General features: G+C 73.0%; 14 protein-coding genes and 2 riboswitches. Of the genes, 7 read left to right on the forward strand and 7 right to left on the reverse strand.

The window, feature by feature from the left end:
- Positions 1-103: 103 nt before the first annotated feature.
- Positions 104-3,991, reverse strand: coding sequence for a cobaltochelatase subunit CobN (cobN, locus tag ACFU9P_RS31610; protein WP_384087463.1), 3,888 nt, complete (start codon positions 3,989-3,991; stop codon positions 104-106).
- Positions 3,992-4,024: 33 nt separating this feature from the next.
- A riboswitch (cobalamin riboswitch) is annotated at positions 4,025-4,180 on the reverse strand.
- A gap of 63 nt (positions 4,181-4,243) precedes the next feature.
- Between cobN and cobG the strand changes: the two genes are divergently transcribed.
- The 3 genes from cobG (at position 4,244) to ACFU9P_RS31625 (ending at position 8,414) form a co-directional block, all read left to right on the forward strand.
- A complete protein-coding gene (gene cobG, locus ACFU9P_RS31615; RefSeq protein WP_384087569.1) occupies positions 4,244-5,938 on the forward strand; it encodes a precorrin-3B synthase in 1,695 nt (564 codons plus the stop codon).
- A 119-nt stretch (positions 5,939-6,057) separates the two neighbouring features.
- A complete protein-coding gene (locus ACFU9P_RS31620) occupies positions 6,058-6,684 on the forward strand; it encodes a precorrin-8X methylmutase (protein WP_384087573.1) in 627 nt (208 codons plus the stop codon).
- Between the two features lie 32 nt (positions 6,685-6,716).
- The gene (locus ACFU9P_RS31625; protein WP_384087466.1) at positions 6,717-8,414 is read left to right on the forward strand and encodes a precorrin-2 C(20)-methyltransferase; all 1,698 of its coding nucleotides are present in this window, start codon (positions 6,717-6,719) and stop codon (positions 8,412-8,414) included.
- On the opposite strand, the gene ACFU9P_RS31630 is transcribed toward ACFU9P_RS31625, so the two are convergent.
- Positions 8,399-9,166 carry a cobalt-precorrin-6A reductase gene (locus tag ACFU9P_RS31630; protein ID WP_384087469.1) on the reverse strand — a complete coding sequence of 256 codons (768 nt, stop codon included), beginning with the start codon at positions 9,164-9,166 and terminating at the stop codon, positions 8,399-8,401. The genes ACFU9P_RS31625 and ACFU9P_RS31630 overlap by 16 nt on opposite strands.
- Before the next feature lie 17 nt (positions 9,167-9,183).
- On the opposite strand from ACFU9P_RS31630, the gene ACFU9P_RS31635 reads away from it, so the two are divergent.
- From ACFU9P_RS31635 to ACFU9P_RS31645, 3 genes are all read left to right on the forward strand, one after another.
- Positions 9,184-10,302 carry a cobalt-precorrin-5B (C(1))-methyltransferase gene (locus ACFU9P_RS31635; RefSeq protein ID WP_384087473.1) on the forward strand — a complete coding sequence of 373 codons (1,119 nt, stop codon included), beginning with the start codon at positions 9,184-9,186 and terminating at the stop codon, positions 10,300-10,302.
- 314 nt (positions 10,303-10,616) lie between these two features.
- The gene (locus ACFU9P_RS31640) at positions 10,617-11,102 is read left to right on the forward strand and encodes a hypothetical protein (protein ID WP_376377719.1); all 486 of its coding nucleotides are present in this window, start codon (positions 10,617-10,619) and stop codon (positions 11,100-11,102) included.
- Positions 11,099-11,644, forward strand: a complete 546-nt coding sequence (locus ACFU9P_RS31645) for a hypothetical protein (RefSeq protein WP_384087577.1) — start codon at positions 11,099-11,101, stop codon at positions 11,642-11,644. The genes ACFU9P_RS31640 and ACFU9P_RS31645 overlap by 4 nt, the downstream gene beginning before the upstream one ends.
- Positions 11,645-11,771: 127 nt before the next feature.
- On the opposite strand, the gene cobM is transcribed toward ACFU9P_RS31645, so the two are convergent.
- Genes cobM through ACFU9P_RS31665 form a run of 4 tightly spaced genes read right to left on the reverse strand, consistent with a single transcriptional unit; the run spans position 11,772 to position 15,030 of the window.
- On the reverse strand, positions 11,772-12,542 hold the full coding sequence (cobM, locus tag ACFU9P_RS31650; RefSeq protein WP_384087475.1) for a precorrin-4 C(11)-methyltransferase: 771 nt from the start codon (positions 12,540-12,542) through the stop codon (positions 11,772-11,774).
- Positions 12,539-13,906, reverse strand: a complete 1,368-nt coding sequence (gene cbiE / locus ACFU9P_RS31655) for a precorrin-6y C5,15-methyltransferase (decarboxylating) subunit CbiE (RefSeq protein ID WP_384087478.1) — start codon at positions 13,904-13,906, stop codon at positions 12,539-12,541. Before cbiE ends, cobM begins: the two co-directional genes overlap by 4 nt.
- A gap of 23 nt (positions 13,907-13,929) precedes the next feature.
- On the reverse strand, positions 13,930-14,766 hold the full coding sequence (locus ACFU9P_RS31660; RefSeq protein WP_376377711.1) for a CbtA family protein: 837 nt from the start codon (positions 14,764-14,766) through the stop codon (positions 13,930-13,932).
- 21 nt (positions 14,767-14,787) lie between these two features.
- Complete coding sequence (locus ACFU9P_RS31665) at positions 14,788-15,030, reverse strand: CbtB-domain containing protein (protein WP_384087481.1); 243 nt, start codon at positions 15,028-15,030, stop codon at positions 14,788-14,790.
- Between the two features lie 39 nt (positions 15,031-15,069).
- Positions 15,070-15,228, reverse strand: a riboswitch (cobalamin riboswitch).
- Between the two features lie 177 nt (positions 15,229-15,405).
- Between ACFU9P_RS31665 and ACFU9P_RS31670 the strand changes: the two genes are divergently transcribed.
- On the forward strand, positions 15,406-16,095 hold the full coding sequence (locus ACFU9P_RS31670; protein ID WP_384087484.1) for a histidine phosphatase family protein: 690 nt from the start codon (positions 15,406-15,408) through the stop codon (positions 16,093-16,095).
- Between the two features lie 16 nt (positions 16,096-16,111).
- On the opposite strand, the gene ACFU9P_RS31675 is transcribed toward ACFU9P_RS31670, so the two are convergent.
- A complete protein-coding gene (locus tag ACFU9P_RS31675) occupies positions 16,112-16,681 on the reverse strand; it encodes a TIGR03086 family metal-binding protein (RefSeq protein WP_384087486.1) in 570 nt (189 codons plus the stop codon).
- Between the last annotated feature and the right edge of the window lie 5 nt (positions 16,682-16,686).

Raw genomic sequence — 16,686 nt, forward strand, 5'->3', positions numbered from 1 at the left:
GCGGTGGGGGGGCAGAGACCAACAACGACACCACAACACCCCCGCACCATGTCCCCTGCTGGGGGCCCTCCGCCTCCCCCCCCCCCCCCCGGGACCCCGTCCCTCAGTCCTCGTCCTCCAACTCCCCCTCCGTTTCGAGGAAGACCTCCCTCAGCGCCTCCAGGACCGCCGGGTCCGGCTTGGCCCACAAGCCCCGCGACTCGGCTTCCAGGAGGCGTTCCGCTATGCCGTGCAGCGCCCAGGGGTTGGCCTGTTGAAGGAAGGCGCGGTTTTCGGGGTCCAGGACATAGGTCTCGGTGAGCTTGTCGTACATCCAGTCGGCGACCACGCCTGTTGTGGCGTCGTACCCGAAGAGGTAGTCGACGGTCGCGGCGAGTTCGAAGGCGCCCTTGTAGCCGTGGCGCCGCATCGCCTCGATCCAGCGGGGGTTGACCACGCGCGCCCGGAAGACGCGGGACGTCTCCTCGACCAGGGTGCGGGTGCGGACGGTCTCCGGGCGGGTGGAGTCGCCGATGTACGCCTCGGGGGCCGTGCCCTTGAGCGCGCGTACCGTGGCGACCATGCCGCCGTGGTACTGGAAGTAGTCGTCGGAGTCAGCGATGTCGTGCTCGCGCGTGTCGGTGTTCTTGGCGGCGACGGCGATGCGCTTGTACGCGGTCTCCATCTCGTCGCGTGCGGGCCTGCCGTTGAGGTCACGGCCGTACGCGTAGCCGCCCCACACCGTGTAGACCTCGGCGAGATCGGCGTCCGTACGCCAGTCGCGGCTGTCGATGAGCTGGAGGATGCCCGCGCCGTACGTACCGGGGCGGGAGCCGAAGATACGGGTCGTGGCGCGGCGTTCGTCACCGTGCGCCGCGAGGTCGGCCTGCGCGTGGGCGCGGATGTGGTTGGCGTCGGCGGGTTCGTCCAGGGAGGCGGCCAGCCGTACCGCGTCGTCCAGCAGCCCGACCGCGTGCGGGAAGGCATCACGGAAGAAACCGCTGATACGGAGGGTGACATCGATACGGGGACGGCCCAGCTCGGACAGCGCGATCGGCTCCAGGCCGGTGACCCGGCGCGAGGCGTCGTCCCAGACCGGCCGGATCCCCAGCAGCGCGAGGGCCTCGGCGATGTCGTCCCCGGAGGTGCGCATCGCGCTCGTACCCCACAGGGACAGGCCGACCGAGGCGGGCCAGTCGCCGTTGTCGGTGCGGTAGCGGTCGAGGAGGGAGTCGGCGAGAGCCTGGCCGGTCTCCCAGGCGAGCCGGCTCGGGACGGCCTTGGGGTCGACGGAGTAGAAGTTACGGCCGGTCGGCAGGACATTGACCAGTCCGCGCAGCGGTGATCCGGAGGGACCTGCCGGTACGAATCCGCCGTCCAGCGCGTGTACGACATGGTCGATCTCGTCGACCGTACCGGCCAGCCGCGGTACGACCTCGCGGGCCGCGAAGTCCAGGATGGCGGCGACCTGTTCGGGGTCGGCGGCCGGGAGGCTCGCCCCGGCCGCGTCGCCGGACGCATGACCAGTCGCGCTCTCCGGCCCGGACGCGCTACCGGACTCATGACCGGTCGTGCTGTCCGGCCTAGATACGCCACCGGACTCATGACCGGCCGCGCCCTCCGGCCCAACCGCGCCGCCCAGCGCCGCCACCACCCCCGGCACCGCCGCCGGGTCCCATTCCGCGTCCTCCATCGCCTGGACCAGCGCGCGGGCCCGCGCCTCCGTCTCGTCGGCGCCGGTACGGGTCGCGGCCGACTCGTCCAGGCCCAGTGCCTCGCGCAGACCGGGGAGGGAGGCCGTACCGCCCCAGATCTGCCGGGCGCGCAGGATGGCGAGGACGAGATTCACCCGCGCCTCGCCGGCCGGCGCGCCGCCCAGCACATGCAGTCCGTCACGGATCTGCGCGTCCTTGACCTCGCACAGCCAGCCGTCGACATGGAGCAGGAAGTCGTCGAAGCCGTCGTCGTCAGGACGGTCGTCGAGCCCCAGGTCGTGGTCGAGCTTGGCCGCCTGGATCAGCGTCCAGATCTGCGCGCGGATCGCGGGCAGCTTCGCCGGGTCCATGGCGGCGATCGCCGCGTGCTCGTCGAGGAGCTGCTCCAGGCGCGCGATGTCGCCGTACGATTCGGCGCGCGCCATCGGCGGTACGAGATGGTCCACCAGCGTCGCGTGCACGCGCCGCTTGGCCTGCGTACCCTCGCCCGGGTCGTTGACCAGGAACGGGTAGATCAGCGGCAGATCGCCCAGCGCGGCGTCGGGGGCGCAGGCGGCGGAGAGCCCCGCGTTCTTGCCGGGCAGCCACTCCAGATTGCCGTGCTTGCCCAGGTGGATCATGGCGTCGGCGCCGAAACCGCCGTCCTCGCGGGCGGCCTGGATCCAGCGGTACGCCGCCAAGTAGTGGTGCGAGGGCGGCAGATCGGGGTCGTGGTAGATCGCGATCGGGTTCTCGCCGAAGCCGCGCGGCGGCTGGATGAGGATGAGGAGATTGCCGCGGCGGAGGGCGGCCAGGACGATGTCGCCGTCCGGGTCCCCGCCCGCGGCGGCCCGGCTGCGGTCCACGAACATCTCGCCGGGCGGCGGGCCCCAGTGCTCCTCGACGGACTCCCGCAGGGCGGCGGGGAGCTGCCCGTACCAGCGGCGGTAGTCGGAGGCGGGGATACGGACGGGGTTGCGGGCGAGTTGCTCCTCGGTGAGCCACTCCTGGTCGTGGCCGCCGGCTTCGATGAGGGCGTAGATCAGTTCGTCGCCGTCGCCGGATTCGAGCCCGGGGACGGCCTCCGTACCGAAGTCGTAGCCGGCGTCACGCAGTTCGCGCAGCAGGGCCACGGCGCTGGCGGGAGTGTCCAGGCCGACGGCGTTGCCGATACGGGAGTGCTTGGTCGGGTACGCGGACAGCACCAGCGCGATGCGCTTGTCCGCGTTCAGGCGATGGCGCAGCCGGCCGTGGCGTACGGCGATCCCGGCCACCCGTGCGGCCCGCTCGGGGTCGGCGACGTACACCGGGAGCCCCTCGGGGTCCAGCTCCTTGAACGAGAACGGGACGGTGATGAGCCTGCCGTCGAACTCCGGTACCGCCACCTGCGACGCCGCGTCCAGCGGCGACAGCCCCTCGTCTGAGGCCTCCCAGTCGGCGCGGCTGCTGGTGAGGCAGAGGGCCTGGAGGATCGGTACGTCGAGCGCGGCCAGGGCTCCGGCGTCCCAGGCCTCGTCGTCACCGCCGGCCGAGGCCTCGGCGGGCCGGGTGCCGCCTGCGGCGAGCACGGTGGTGATGATGACGTCGACGCCGCTCAGCGCCTTCAGCAACTCCGGCTCGGGGGCGCGCAGGGAAGAGACGAAGACCGGCACGGCCCGGCCTCCCGCCTCCTCGACAGCCTCGCTCAGGGCGTCGATGAAGGCGGTGTTGCCGCTGAGATGGTGCGCGCGGTAGTAGAGCACCGCGACGATCGGCCGGGCGGCGCTGACGAAGGTGAGGGTCTCCACCCTGCGGTGGACCCGGCCCCAGGTCGGCGCGGCGGCCGGCGGCTCGAAGCCGTGGCCGGTCAGCAGGACCGTGTCGGAGAGGAAGCGCGCGAGCTGCTCCAGATTGGCGGGACCGCCGTGGGCGAGATACGCGTGGGCCTCGGCGGCGATACCGATGGGGACGGTCGAGGCCTCCATGAGCTGCGCGTCCGGGGCCTGTTCGCCGGTGAGTACGACGACGGGGGGACGGGCGGGGGCGGCGCGCAGGGCGTCGGCGAGGGGGTTCTGACCGGGATCCTGGCCGGGCGAGGGGTGGCGGTCGGGCGAGGGGTGGCGGTCGGGGGCCGTGTTGCCGAGGAGGAGGTCGATCCCGTCCTGCCAGGCGCGCAGCCCGCCCAGGAGGCGTACGACCACGAGGTCCACGCCCTCCAGCAGTCCAGGCAGTTCGTCGAGCGCGAGCCGGGCGGGGTTGGCGTACCGGTATGGAACCGGCCCGCCCGCCGCACGGGCGCTGAGCAGATCGGTGTCGGACGTCGACAGGAGCAGAATCATGCGGCGTCTGCCTTCCTCGGGGTCCGCGCCCCGGGCGGTAGGGAGGACGGCGGGAGTTCCTGGCTCACCCGGCGGCATACGCATGCCGGGCTCACAGTGGCGGGACCGCGCCGGATTCGCACCGGGCTTCCTCCCCTGACGCCGTCACTGGCGTTGACGGGCACGGGACCCGCCGTCTGCATAGTAGGTGCAGCAGGTCACGGGCGGGGAGGGCGCCAGGACGGGCCGGAGGGGGTGCGGGGGTACGTGGGTATGCTCGCCGCCATGCCGCCCACCTCGCCAACACCCGCGAACCGGGACGAAGCCCACCCGCGGGACGGGGGGACCGCTTCGGCCCGGGATCCGCTACGGGATCCGCCGCCGGGACCTGCCGGGGGCCCGCTCGCGGATCCTGTCAGGGGCCCGCTCCCGGGCCCTCTTGGGGACCCTCTTCGGGGTTCTCTTCGGGGTCCAGTGACCGGTGTAGCTCTGGGGCCCGCGGGTCCCGTCCGGGAGGGCGGTGACGCCTGTCCCGGTGCGCTGCGGCTGCACACCGCGGACGACGGACGGCTGGCCCGACTGCGGCTGCCCGCAGGACTGCTGACGTACCGTCAGACCGAGGCACTGGCGAGCGCGGCCGAGCGCCTGGGCGACGGACATCTCGACATCACCTCACGGGGCAATGTGCAGCTCCGGGGCCTGGGCGCGGCCTGCGGCGATGAACTCGCGGCGCTGCTGCGCCAAGCCGGGCTGCTGCCCTCCGAACGGCACGAGCGCGTACGGAACATCGTCGCGTCACCGCTCTCCGGACTCGACGGACACGGCGAACTCCCCGCTGAGCGCTTGCAGTTGTGGGCGCGCGAACTGGACGGACTTCTCTGTGCCAGCGAGCCCGCGACCGCCCTCTCCGGGCGCTTCCTCTTCGCCCTGGACGACGGCCGCGGGGATGTCGTGGCGCTCGGCGCGGATGTGACGTTGCTCGCACGGCGGGACGGTACGGCGATGGTGCGTACCGGGGCGAACCGGGCGGGCCTCCTCGTACCCGCCGCCGACGCCCCGAGAGCCGCGCTGCTGGCTGCGGAGACGTTTCTCACGGTGGCGGAGGCGGGTGGTTCCGGTGCCTGGCGGGTACGGGAGCTGCCGCCCGGCCATGGACTGGACGAGGCGGTCGCGGCGCGGCTGGCGGACGCGGGGATCGCGGCCGAGTACGCGGCGGGGGTCCCCGTAGCCCCCGTAACTCCGGCGGCGGGCGCGGAACCCCCGGCTCCGGGGCTGATCCGCTCCCCCGACGGAACCGTTGCGCTGTCCGTGTACGCACCGCTGGGACGGCTCAGCGCGGCACAGTGGCGGTTGCTGACGACGGCGGGGGGCGAAGCGGCCGGGGGTGAACTACGGGTCACCCCCTGGCGCGGCGTCATCGTCCCCGGGCTCGAACCGGCCGCCGCCGATGACCTGCTGGACCGTCTCCGTACCGCCGGACTGATCACCGACCGCCACTCCCCCTGGTACGGCGTCGGCGCCTGCACCGGCCGGCCCGGGTGCGCGAAGGCGCTCGCGGACGTACGGGCGGACGCGGCCGGAGCGCTTCGCCCGGCGCCGACGGCGGACCATGGTGGGGCCCTGCCGGTCTACTGGTCGGGCTGCGCCCGCCGCTGCGGCCATCCACAGGGCGCGCACGTGGACGTGGTCGCTACGGCCGGGGCCGGCTATGTCGTATCCGTACGGGACATTGTCCCGGCTGATACGGCCAGTACAGCCGACGCGGTCGCTACAGCCGGTGCAGCCCATGCAGCCGGTGCAGCCGGTGCAGTCGGTGCAGCCGGTGCAGTCGGTGCAGCCGGTGCAGTCGGTGCAGCCGGTGCAGTCGGTACGGCCATGGATACGGCACCGCAGTCGGCAACGACCGCGACAGGACCCGAACTCGCCGGCGCGGTGGCGGCGGCACGAAGACCCCCAGTGACGAGATGAGCGAGCCCACAGTGCCCAACGAGCCCACGGTGAACCGGCACATGGTGTCCGACCCCATGGAGTCGGACACCATGTCGTCCGACCACACAGCGTCCAGCCACATGGCGTCCGGCCACACCGTGTTCGCGTACGAGAAGGACGGCGCGGCCATATACCGCCAGTCCTTCGCCACGATCCGCGCCGAGGCGGACCTCGCCGGGCTGCCCGCCGATGTGTCCCAGGTCGCGGTACGGATGATCCACGCCTGCGGGATGGTCGACCTCGTACGCGATCTGGCCTTCACTCCCGGCGTGGTGGCCCGAGCACGCGAGGCGCTGCGGGCAGGGGCGCCGGTGCTGTGCGATGTGGCGATGGTCGCCAGCGGGGTCACCCGCAAGCGGCTGCCCGCGGACAACGAGGTGATCTGCACCCTGTCCGACCCCGCCGTGCCCGCGCTCGCCGCCGAGCTGGGGACCACGCGCAGCGCCGCCGCCCTGGAGCTGTGGCGCGACCGGCTGGAGGGCGCGGTGGTGGCTGTCGGGAACGCCCCGACCGCTCTCTTCCGGCTGCTGGAGATGGTCGCGGCGGGGGCGCCGCGGCCGGCGGCCGTCATCGGCGTACCGGTCGGGTTCATCGGCGCGGCCGAGTCCAAGGACGCGCTCGCCGGAAATCCGGCCGGACTTGAGTATCTGGTCGTACGGGGCCGACGCGGCGGCAGCGCCCTCGCGGCGGCGGCCATCAACGCGATCGCGAGCGAGGAAGAGTGAACGCGAAGAGCACGCCGACCGGGAACGCCGACGTGAGCGCAGACATGAGCGCCGACAGCCCCACCACGGGCACGAGCACCCGTACCAGCACGAGCCCCGGCACCACCAACGACACCCCCCTCGGCAAGCTGTACGGAGTCGGGCTCGGGCCCGGCGATCCGGCGCTGATGACCGTACGGGCCGTCCAGGTCATCGCCGAGGCCGACGTCATCGCGTACCACAGCGCCCGTCACGGCCGTTCGATAGCCCGCTCCATAGCTGCCGACCACATAGGTCCCGACCACATAGAGGAGCCGCTGGTCTATCCGGTCACCACCGGGACCACCGACCATCCGGGCGGTTACCGGGGCGCGATGGAGGAGTTCTACGGCGAGTCGGCCGCCCGGCTCGCCGTCCATCTCGACGCCGGGCGCACCGTCGCCGTACTCGCCGAGGGGGACCCGCTCTTCTACGGCTCGTACATGCACATGCACAAGCGGCTGGCCGACCGCTATCCGACCGAGGTGATCCCCGGTGTCACCTCGGTCAGCGCCGCCGCGGCCCGGCTCGGCACCCCGCTCGTCGAGGGCGAGGAGACGCTGACGATCCTGCCCGGCACGCTGCCCGAGGAGGAGCTGACGGCACGGCTGGCCTCGGCGGACTCGGCGGTGGTGATGAAACTGGGCCGTACCTTCCCCGCCGTACGACGGGCCGTCGAGCGGGCCGGACGGCTCGCGGACGCGCGGTACGTCGAACGCGCCACGATGAGCGGCGAGCGCACCGGCCTCCTCGCCGACACCGACCCGGACTCCGTGCCGTACTTCTCGGTCGCGGTGCTGCCGAGCCGGGCGGACGCGCGGCCGACACCCCGTCCGGCCGACACCGGTGAGGTGGTCGTCGTCGGGACCGGACCGGCAGGGCCGCTGTGGCTCACGCCCGAGACGCGCGGCGCGCTCGCGGCGGCCGACGATCTGGTCGGGTACACGACCTATCTGGACCGCGTTCCGGTCCGGCCGGGCCAGCGGCGGCACGGTTCGGACAACAAGGTCGAGTCGGAGCGCGCGGAGTTCGCCCTCGAACTGGCGCGGCGGGGGCGGCACGTGGCCGTCGTCTCGGGCGGGGACCCGGGGGTGTTCGCGATGGCCACGGCCGTACTGGAGGCGGCGTCGGCCGATCCGTACACCGACGTCCCCGTCCGTGTGCTGCCCGGCGTGACCGCCGCCAACGCCGCCGCCGCGCGCGTGGGCGCCCCGCTCGGGCACGACTACGCCGTCATCTCGCTCTCCGACCGGCTCAAGCCCTGGGACGTCATCGCGGAACGGCTGCACGCGGCAGCGGCGGCGGATCTGGTGCTCGCGCTCTACAACCCCGGCTCGCGCAGCCGCACTTGGCAGGTCGGCAAGGCCCGCGAACTGCTGCTGGAGCACCGTGCCCCGGACACCCCGGTCGTCGTCGGGCGCGATGTGGGCGGGGCGGAGGAGAGCGTACGGATCGTGCGGCTCGGCGATCTCGATCCGGCACAGGTGGACATGCGGACGATCCTGCTGGTGGGGTCGTCGCAGACGGTCGCGGTACGGCGCGGGGGCGGCGGAGCCGGGGAGGCCGGGGTCGGAGAGGCCAAGGTCGGGGAGGCCGGAGTCGGGAAGGCCGGGGTCGGAGAGGCCGGAGTCGGGGAGACCGGGGTCGGGGACGGCTCGCGGGGCGTCGGCGAAGAGGTCGTCTGGACGCCGCGCCGCTATCCGCCGAGCTGACGCACCCACCGAACCGCCTCGTCGGGTGTGGCCGCCACACATACCCCCTCGGGCGCCGGCGGACGGTGTACGACCACCACGGGGATGCCGGCCTCGCGGGCCGCGGTGAGCTTGGGCGCGGTGGCGGCGCCCCCGCTGTCCTTGGTCACGACGGTGTCGATGCGATGGCGGCGCAGGAGTTCCCGCTCGCCGTCGAGCGTGAAGGGCCCCCGGTCGAGGACCGTCTCCATGCGGGCGGGGTACGGGGGTTCGGGCGCGTCCACGGACCGTACGAGGAACCACGGTCCGTCGAGACCGGCGAAGGCCGCCAGGCCCATCCTGCCGGTGGTGAGGAAGACCCGCCGGGCGCGCAGGGCGGTCAGTGCCTCGGCGGCACCGGCCAGCGAACCGACCGTATGCCAGTCGTCGCCTTCGGCCGGGACCCAGGACGGGCGGCGCAGGGCCAGCAGGGGAACATGGGCGTCGTCGGCGGCGAGGGCCGCGTTCCGACTGATCGTCGCGGCGAAGGGATGGGTGGCGTCGATGACCGCGTCCACATGGTGCGCGCGCAGGTGGTTCGCCAGCCCTTCGGCACCGCCGAAGCCGCCGATCCGTACGTCCCCGGGCGGGAGTACGGGGCGGGCGACGCGTCCGGCGAGGGAGGTGGTGACGTGGATGGCGAGGCCGTGGCGCGGTTCGCCGTGCAGCAGTCCGGCGAGGCGACGCGCTTCAGTGGTCCCGCCGAGAAGCAGCACACGGAACATCTCACTCATCGGCGTCGGGTCTCTCCATGGCTGAAAGCGGGGGCGGCGGGCGCAGCGCCCAACTCAAGCACACGGGCCTGCGGCACGGCTGGACGACCGGTGCGTGCGCGACGGCCGCAACGAAAGCGGCATATACCGCGCTGCTGACGGGCGAGTTCCCGGACCCGGTGACGATCACCCTCCCCAAGGGGCAGACGCCGGCGTTCGCGCTGGCACGCGAAGAGCTGACCGCGGATCGCGCGATGGCGGCGATCGTCAAGGACGCGGGCGACGACCCGGACGTCACGCACGGCGCGCTGATAAGGGCGACGGTACGGGCGCTGCTGCCCGGCTCGGGGGTCGTCTTCCGGGCGGGCCCGGGGGTGGGTACGGTGACGCGGCCCGGGCTGCCGCTGGCAGTGGGCGAACCGGCGATCAACCCGGTTCCGCGTCAGCTCATGCGCGCGCAGATCGCGGAGGTGGCGCAGCGCCACGGCGGTACGGGCGACGTCGAGATAACCGTCTCGGTGGACAACGGCGAGGAGATCGCCCGCTCCACCTGGAACCCGAGGCTGGGCATCCTGGGCGGCCTCTCCATCCTCGGTACGACGGGCATCGTGGTCCCCTACTCCTGCTCCGCCTGGATCGACTCGATCCGCCGGGGCGTGGACGTGGCACGCGCGGCGGGGCGTACGCATGTGGCGGGCTGTACGGGTTCGACGTCCGAGCGGACGGTACGCACGGCCTACGCCCTGCCCGAGGACGCGCTGCTGGACATGGGCGACTTCGCGGGCGCGGTCCTCACGTACCTCCGCCGCCACCCGGTCCCCCGCCTCACGCTCTGCGGCGGCTTCGCGAAACTCTCCAAACTGGCAGCGGGCCACCTGGACCTCCACTCGTCCCGCTCCCAGGTGAACAAGCCCTTCCTCGCGACCCTGGCGACTTCAGCGGGCGCGGACGCGGCACTGGCGACGGCAGTCTCCGAGGCGAACACGGGCCTCGCGGCACTGGAGTTGTGCCAGTCCCAGGGCATACGTCTCGGCGACGCGGTCGCCGAGCGCGCCCGGGACGAGGCACTGAGGGTCCTGCGGGGCGCGCCGGTGGCGGTGGACGTGATCTGCATCGACAGAGCGGGCGCGGTGGTGGGGCGGAGCGAGGTGAGGTAGGAGCCCCGCGGACGCGGGGAGCACACGTGGCTCAGGGCCGCGCAGCACGGTGAGACGGGACCAGCCCCGCACGCGCGGGAAACGCCCTTCCTGGCCCGGCAGTTTACGAGCCGATCGCGCCCCCCTCGGCCACCACCGCCGAATTAGCCTCGCACGGCCGCTCCCGCTCCGCCGAGTACAGATGGCCCAGGTGAAGAGAGTTCTGCAGGCGTGCGCGCACATCTCCAACCATCTGGACTACTCGGCGGGAGCACACGCCCGCGAGGACGCGGCCATCGCCGCGGCTCGACGACGCCCACACCGAACTGCGGGGGTTGCGGCGCCGGGCCGAGGATCTCACGGCCGAGGCGAGGAGGGCCGGTTTCCTGGTCTCCGACGGCGAGTGCGGGCGTGTCACGGTGATGGAGGCGCAGTGCACCCCGGAGGGCCCGGGTCAGGCGAGGCTCGATCTGATGCGGTGGTACGCCGACACCCTCACCGGCATGACCAACACCACGGGTGCGGTCACCGTGGTTCCCGGAGCGGACGGCCGGCCCCAAGTAACCCTCGATTACCAGGTGAACGTGTGGGACCGGTACAACTGGGACGCCGGCAAGGCCACTCCGATCGGCCCGACCACGGTGACCGACGCCGACATGGCCCGACTGCACACCACGGGTCTGGCCAGGGAGTTCGACATGAGGGGCAGCGGTTCGACGCAGCACCTCCAACTGGGCTCGGAACCCGCGCAGTTGCCCGACCCCCCGGACCCGGGCCGCGAGGGGACACGTCAGGACCCGGGGCGCGAAGGAATACGGTGAAGAACAACACTGTCGGAGGTCCGATGAAGGCCGGGTCCCGGGCGCGCGGCGCGTCGGCCCTTGGAGCGATCGTCCTCCTGTGGTCCGCGCTGGCCGCCTGCTCCACCGCCGCCCCGGCAGACCCCGCCGACGCACGCCGCCAGGTGCCCGACTGGGCCGAGGACGCGACCCCGGCGAGCGTCAGCCGACAGCTCGGCGTCAAGATCCCCGCCAAGGCCAGCGACCGACGGGCCGCGTACCAGAACGGCTTCCAGGACGACGGGCTGCTACTGGCCTTTACGTTGCCCACCCCGGACGTGGACGCTTTCATCGGCGAACTCGCCCCGGAAAACGCTCTGACACAGCGGGACAAACCGCTCCAGCAGTCCTACGCACCCACGACGCCCTTCTCCCATCTGGGCCTCGCGGAGCCCGAGACGCTTCCGGAGGTCCGGGAGGGGCAGGTCTGCGCTCCGTGCGAGGGACAGCTCAACTCTCTTCAGGTAGCGGTGCACCCGCTCGACGACCGGAACAGCCGTGTCTATCTCAGGGGAGTCGACTGACGCGGCTCGTCTCCGGGCGCCGGCCCCCGGCAGCGCTGCCCAGCGGAACACCATGCGCGTCCGGCCCGGCCGCGGTGTCCCCGCACGCCGCGGTGACACCGCGCCTTCATGCCGCGGCGATTCGGCATCAGCGGGCGACGTGCTGCCCCGGCGCGCAGTTCCTCTCCCGCTCCGCCGAGTACAGATGGCTGTCGCGGAACTGTTCCGCCGTCAGCGTCCGGCCCACCAGGATCACCGCCGTCCGTACCACCCCCGCCTCTTTCACCCGGTCCGCGATGTCGGCCAGCGTGCCGCGCAGGATCAGTTCGTCCGGGCGGGATGCCATGGCCACCACCGCGGCCGGGCAGGACGGGCCGTAGTGGGGGAGGAGTTCTCGTACCACGCGGTCCACGTACCGCGCCGCCAGGTGCAGGACCAGGAGGGCTCCGCTGCGGCCGAGTGTCGCCAGGTCCTCGCCGTCCGGCATGGGGGTGGCCTGCTGGGCGATACGGGTGAGGATGACCGTCTGGCCGACCGTCGGCACCGTCAGCTCGCGCTTCAATGCCGCGGCCGCCGCCGCGAAGGCCGGTACGCCCGGGATCACTTCGTACGGCACGCCCGCCGCGTCCAGCCGTCGCATCTGCTCGGCGACCGCGCTGAAGACCGACGGGTCGCCGGAGTGCAGCCGGGCCACGTCCTGGCCCTCCTCGTGGGCCCGGACCAGTTCCGCGGTGATCGCGTCCAGGTCCATGCGCGCGGTGTCGATCAGCCGGGCGCCCGGCGGGCACTCGGCGAGCAGTTCGCGCGGCACCAGGCTCCCCGCGTACAGGCACACACCGCAGGCGGCGAGTCTGCGGGCGCCGCGCAGGGTGATCAGATCGGCGGCACCGGGGCCGGCGCCGATGAAGTACACGGTCATCGTTGTTCTCCTGAATGAACGTTCAGAGGTCCTGCGTGCGGCCCCGGAGCCGCGTCCGGATCTGGATCTGAATCTGCACCCGCGCCCGCGCCCGGACTCGGACCCGCACCCGACCCCTTCGTCACCGCCCACTGCGTCACCGGCATCGCCTGCCGCCAGCCGGTGAACCCGCCCACCGGTACGGCGTGCGCGACGGCCAGCCGTACCAGTTCGCCGCCGAAGCGGCCGTACCACCGCGCCAGCAGCGCCTCGGACTCCAGCGTCACCGTGTTCGCGACCAGCCGGCCGCCCGTGGGCAGCGCGTCCCAGCAGGCGTCCAGCAGGCCCGGCGCGGTCAGCCCGCCCCCGACGAACACCGCGTCCGGCACCGGTAGTCCCGCCAGCGCGCCGGGCGCGGCGCCGGTGACGATCCGCAGGCCGGGGACGCCGAGCGCCCGCGCGTTGCGGCCGATGCGCTCCGCCCGTATGGGATCCCGCTCGACGGACACCGCCCGGCAGGACCGGTGCGTACGCATCCACTCGACCGCGATCGAGCCCGACCCGCCGCCGATGTCCCACAGCAGCTCCCCCGGCGCGGGCGCCAGCGCGGCCAGTGTGGCGGCGCGGACATGGCGCTTGGTGAGCTGGCCGTCGTGCTCGTACGCCGTGTCAGGCAGGCCCGGTACGGCGCCGAGCCGCAGCGCGTCCGGCGCGCGACGGCACTCGACGGCCACCACATTCAGCGGATCAAACGCAGGAACAGAGACAACCCCGCCCGCCCAGTCCTGCGCGAGGCCCTCCGTCCGCCGTTCCCGTTCCCCGCCGAGCTGTTCGAGTACGTGCATACGGCTCGGCCCGTACCCCCGGTCCCGCAGCAGCGCCGCCACCTCGGCCGGAGTCGCCGCGCCCGCGCTGAGCACCAGGACCCGGCGGCCGTCGTACAGCGCTGCGGCGAGCCGCTCGACGGGCCGGCCGACCAGGGTGACGACCTCCGTGTCCTCCACCGGCCAGCCGAGCCGGGCGCAGGCGTACGAGACGGACGACGGATGCGGCAGCACGCGCAGCGCCCCAGCCCCGGCCCCCGCCACAGCCCCCGCTGCCGCCTCCGCCCCCGTAACTTCCATGAGCGTCCGCCCGATCCCGTAGAACATCGGGTCCCCACTGGCCAGTACGCACAGCCGCCGCCCGGCATGAGCCGCGAGCACCCCCGGTACGGCGGGCCGCAGCGGCGAGGGCCACACCACCCGTTCCGCCGCGCACTCGTCGCGCGGCAGCAGCTCCAACTGCCGGGCGCCGCCCACGATCACGTCGGCCGCGCGCAGTGCCGCCCGACCGGGCGCGGAAAGTCCGGCCCAGCCGTCGGCACCGATCCCGACGACGGTCACGGGCGACACCGGTGTGCTGGGTCTCAACGCGCGCTGCCCACCGGCGGCGTCACCCCGTCAGCTCCCGTCCCCGGTCCCGTACCCGAGGCGGCCCGCGCGGCCCGCGGCGCGAGCACCCGCTCCGCCAGCGCCCCGAAGATCAGCCCGAAGGCCGTCCACAACAGCGCCTGTACACCCAGCGAGGCGAGCCGGAATTCCCAGAGGAGAGCCGCCGGGAAGGTTTCCCGTACGGCATCGGAGTTGGCGGGCAGGACAAGACACGCGACCGCCACGGCGGCCACATATCCGGCTCCGGCGACGACGGACGCGTTCCAGTTGCCCAGTCTCGGAGCGAGCCTCCGGCCCGCGATGACGGCGATGACGGCCAGCAGCACACTGAGCACGATCATCAGGAAGAAGAGCGTGGTGCGCTTGCCGATGGTGTCCGGGTTGCCCACCGCGGGCGGGGTCGCCGGATACTTCAGGAACGGCACCAGATAGACCGTGGTGAAGGCCGCGCCCGCGACCAGCGCCGCGGTCGCCCTCGGCCCGAACCGGCCGATCCTGCCCAGACAGACGGAGAAGACCAGCGAGGCGATGCCGCCGAGGGCCACTCCGTACACCAGGACACCGGTGGCCAGCCCGAACGTCGACTGGACCGGCCTGCTGACCAGCTCCTCTTCCTCCTCTGCCGGCTGCTCCGCCGCGGTGTGCCCGGCGTGCTCGTGCGCCGCCGGTGCGGACTGGGTCTCCTCCAGCGCGATGGAGTCCCGTACGGAGGGCTCACCGGCCACATACGCCAGCGCGAACGCGAAGAGTCCGGCCAGCACGCCCGCGACCATGCCGCGGACCAGGAGAGTTCTGACGGTGGAGGCATGCATGTGCGTGATCTCCGTCAGCCGTCAGTGACAGGGGAATCCGAGCAGATGACGGCCGTCATGCACCCACTCGTGCACGCCCTCCCCCGAGAACACCGAGGTGGCACCCTGTTCGGCGCCGACGAAGTAGAACAGGACCAGCATCAGGGTGCCCACGAACACGGCCCACGGCAGCACCGCGCGCAGTGGAAGCGGTGTCACCGGAGCGGTGGCGCCGGCACCGGTGGTGACGGACGGAACGACCGGCGGCGCGATGGACTCAGCCATGACGGAACCTCCTTGGGGAACTCGCGTCCCATTCAGTGGAGCTCGAACGACGGCCGTCGGGTCTGACTCACCGGGCTCCGCACCGCCACCGCGCTGTTACGCGGCGGCCGGCACCCGGCATACAGTGGCGCGACCGTGCCGGACTCTCACCGGACTTCCGTCTTGCCGTCGTATATACCGACGTGAAGGTACCGCGATCCGGCAGACCGGCCAAGAGGCCCTCGGCGCGGCCCCGACCGACGGCGGGCCCGCGAGGGAACCCCGACCGGCGGACCGGCCCGACTGGGCGCCCCGCCCGATCGGGAGACAGGCCCAACTGGCGGGCCGGGCAGGCTTGGAGGGCGGGCCCGGCAGGCCCGGAGCGAGGAGAGCCGTATGACGACCCGGGTGATGTTCATCTCACCGGCCATCAGCACAGCGCTGCGCGAGGCCCGTTTCGCCACGACGGAACCTACTGAGGCCGTTGAGCCCGACATCGAGACCTCCGGGACAGTCACCGACACCTCCGGAACCGCGACCGCGACCGACGCCCTGGATCCGCTGGACGCCCTCGATCCGCTCGGGCTCCGGCAGGCCGAAGCGGTACGGGAGAGCTTCCCCCGTACCGCCACCGCCACCCTGTACGTCTCCCCCTCGGCGCGCTGCCGCCGTACCGCCGAGGTCCTCGGCCTGGACGCCGCGCCGCTGCCGGACCTCGCGCCCTGTGCGATGGGCCGCTGGCAGGGCCGGACGCTCGACGAAGTGACCGCCGCGGAACCGGAGTCGGTCGCCGCGTGGCTCTCCGACCCGGCCGCCGCGCCGCACGGCGGGGAGTCCCTGCGTACCTTCCACACCCGCGTCGCCCACTGGCTGGACACGCTGGGTTCCGAATCAGCAGGCAGTAGGCACGTCATCGCCGTGGCCGAGCCGGACATCATCCGCGCCGCCGCGGTCCACGCCCTCGGCGCCGGCCCCCGGTCGTTCTGGCGGATCGACATACAGCCGCTGTCCGCCGTCGAGCTCAGCGGGCGCGGCGGCCGGTGGAATCTCCTCGGCGGCCGCCCCCTGCACACGACCGCCCCCTGACCGGCCGGCGCACCCGCTACGGCCGGGCCCAGCCCGGGTCTCGGCCCATCGCGGCCAGCAGCGCATCGAACGGACTCGCGTCCTCCGCCACCGGCACCGGCTCCCCGAACACCCCCATCTTCCGCCCCATCGGCGCCAGAGCCCTGAACTCCTCCCCGACCACATCCAGAAGCACCCCGGCCGGCTCGTACGGCTGCCCCGTCGCCCGTGCCAGATCCCACCCGTGCACGGTCAGATCGCCGAGCACCATCGCGCCGACCGTCCTGGCCGGAAACCCCATGGCCCCCGAGGTGCCCTCCTCGGCGCCCGGCGCGTCCCACGCGTCGATGAGCCGTACGGTCTCCTCCGCGAACCGCTCGCGCCACGCTCCCTCCAGAGGCTCGGGCGGGACCCCGAAGTCGGCTTCCTTCTTCGCCGCCAGCGCCTGGAAGTTCACGACGACCTGGAGGAGATGGGCCGCCAGCGCGCGTACGTCGTACTCGCTGCACGGCGTCGGCGCGCCGAGCTGCTCATCGGTGATGCCACGGACGACGGTGACGGTACGGTCCGCCGCCGCCTCCAACAGTCTGCTGATCTTGTCGCTCATGGCCC

Origin of the sequence: Streptomyces sp. NPDC057617 (assembly GCF_042800555.1) — a bacterium.
Taxonomy (GTDB): Bacteria; Actinomycetota; Actinomycetes; order Streptomycetales; family Streptomycetaceae; genus Streptomyces.

Excerpts from the sequence above, each read along its gene's own strand:
- cobN (WP_384087463.1), bottom strand. The coding sequence starts at position 3,991 with ATGATTCTGCTCCTGTCGACGTCCGACACCGATCTGCTCAGCGCCCGT.
- cobG (WP_384087569.1), top strand. The coding sequence starts at position 4,244 with ATGCTCGCCGCCATGCCGCCCACCTCGCCAACACCCGCGAACCGGGAC.
- ACFU9P_RS31630 (WP_384087469.1), bottom strand. The coding sequence starts at position 9,166 with ATGAGTGAGATGTTCCGTGTGCTGCTTCTCGGCGGGACCACTGAAGCG.
- ACFU9P_RS31635 (WP_384087473.1), top strand. The coding sequence starts at position 9,184 with ATGGCTGAAAGCGGGGGCGGCGGGCGCAGCGCCCAACTCAAGCACACG.
- cobM (WP_384087475.1), bottom strand. The coding sequence starts at position 12,542 with ATGACCGTGTACTTCATCGGCGCCGGCCCCGGTGCCGCCGATCTGATC.
- ACFU9P_RS31660 (WP_376377711.1), bottom strand. The coding sequence starts at position 14,766 with ATGCATGCCTCCACCGTCAGAACTCTCCTGGTCCGCGGCATGGTCGCG.
- ACFU9P_RS31665 (WP_384087481.1), bottom strand. The coding sequence starts at position 15,030 with ATGGCTGAGTCCATCGCGCCGCCGGTCGTTCCGTCCGTCACCACCGGT.
- ACFU9P_RS31670 (WP_384087484.1), top strand. The coding sequence starts at position 15,406 with ATGACGACCCGGGTGATGTTCATCTCACCGGCCATCAGCACAGCGCTG.
- ACFU9P_RS31675 (WP_384087486.1), bottom strand. The coding sequence starts at position 16,681 with ATGAGCGACAAGATCAGCAGACTGTTGGAGGCGGCGGCGGACCGTACC.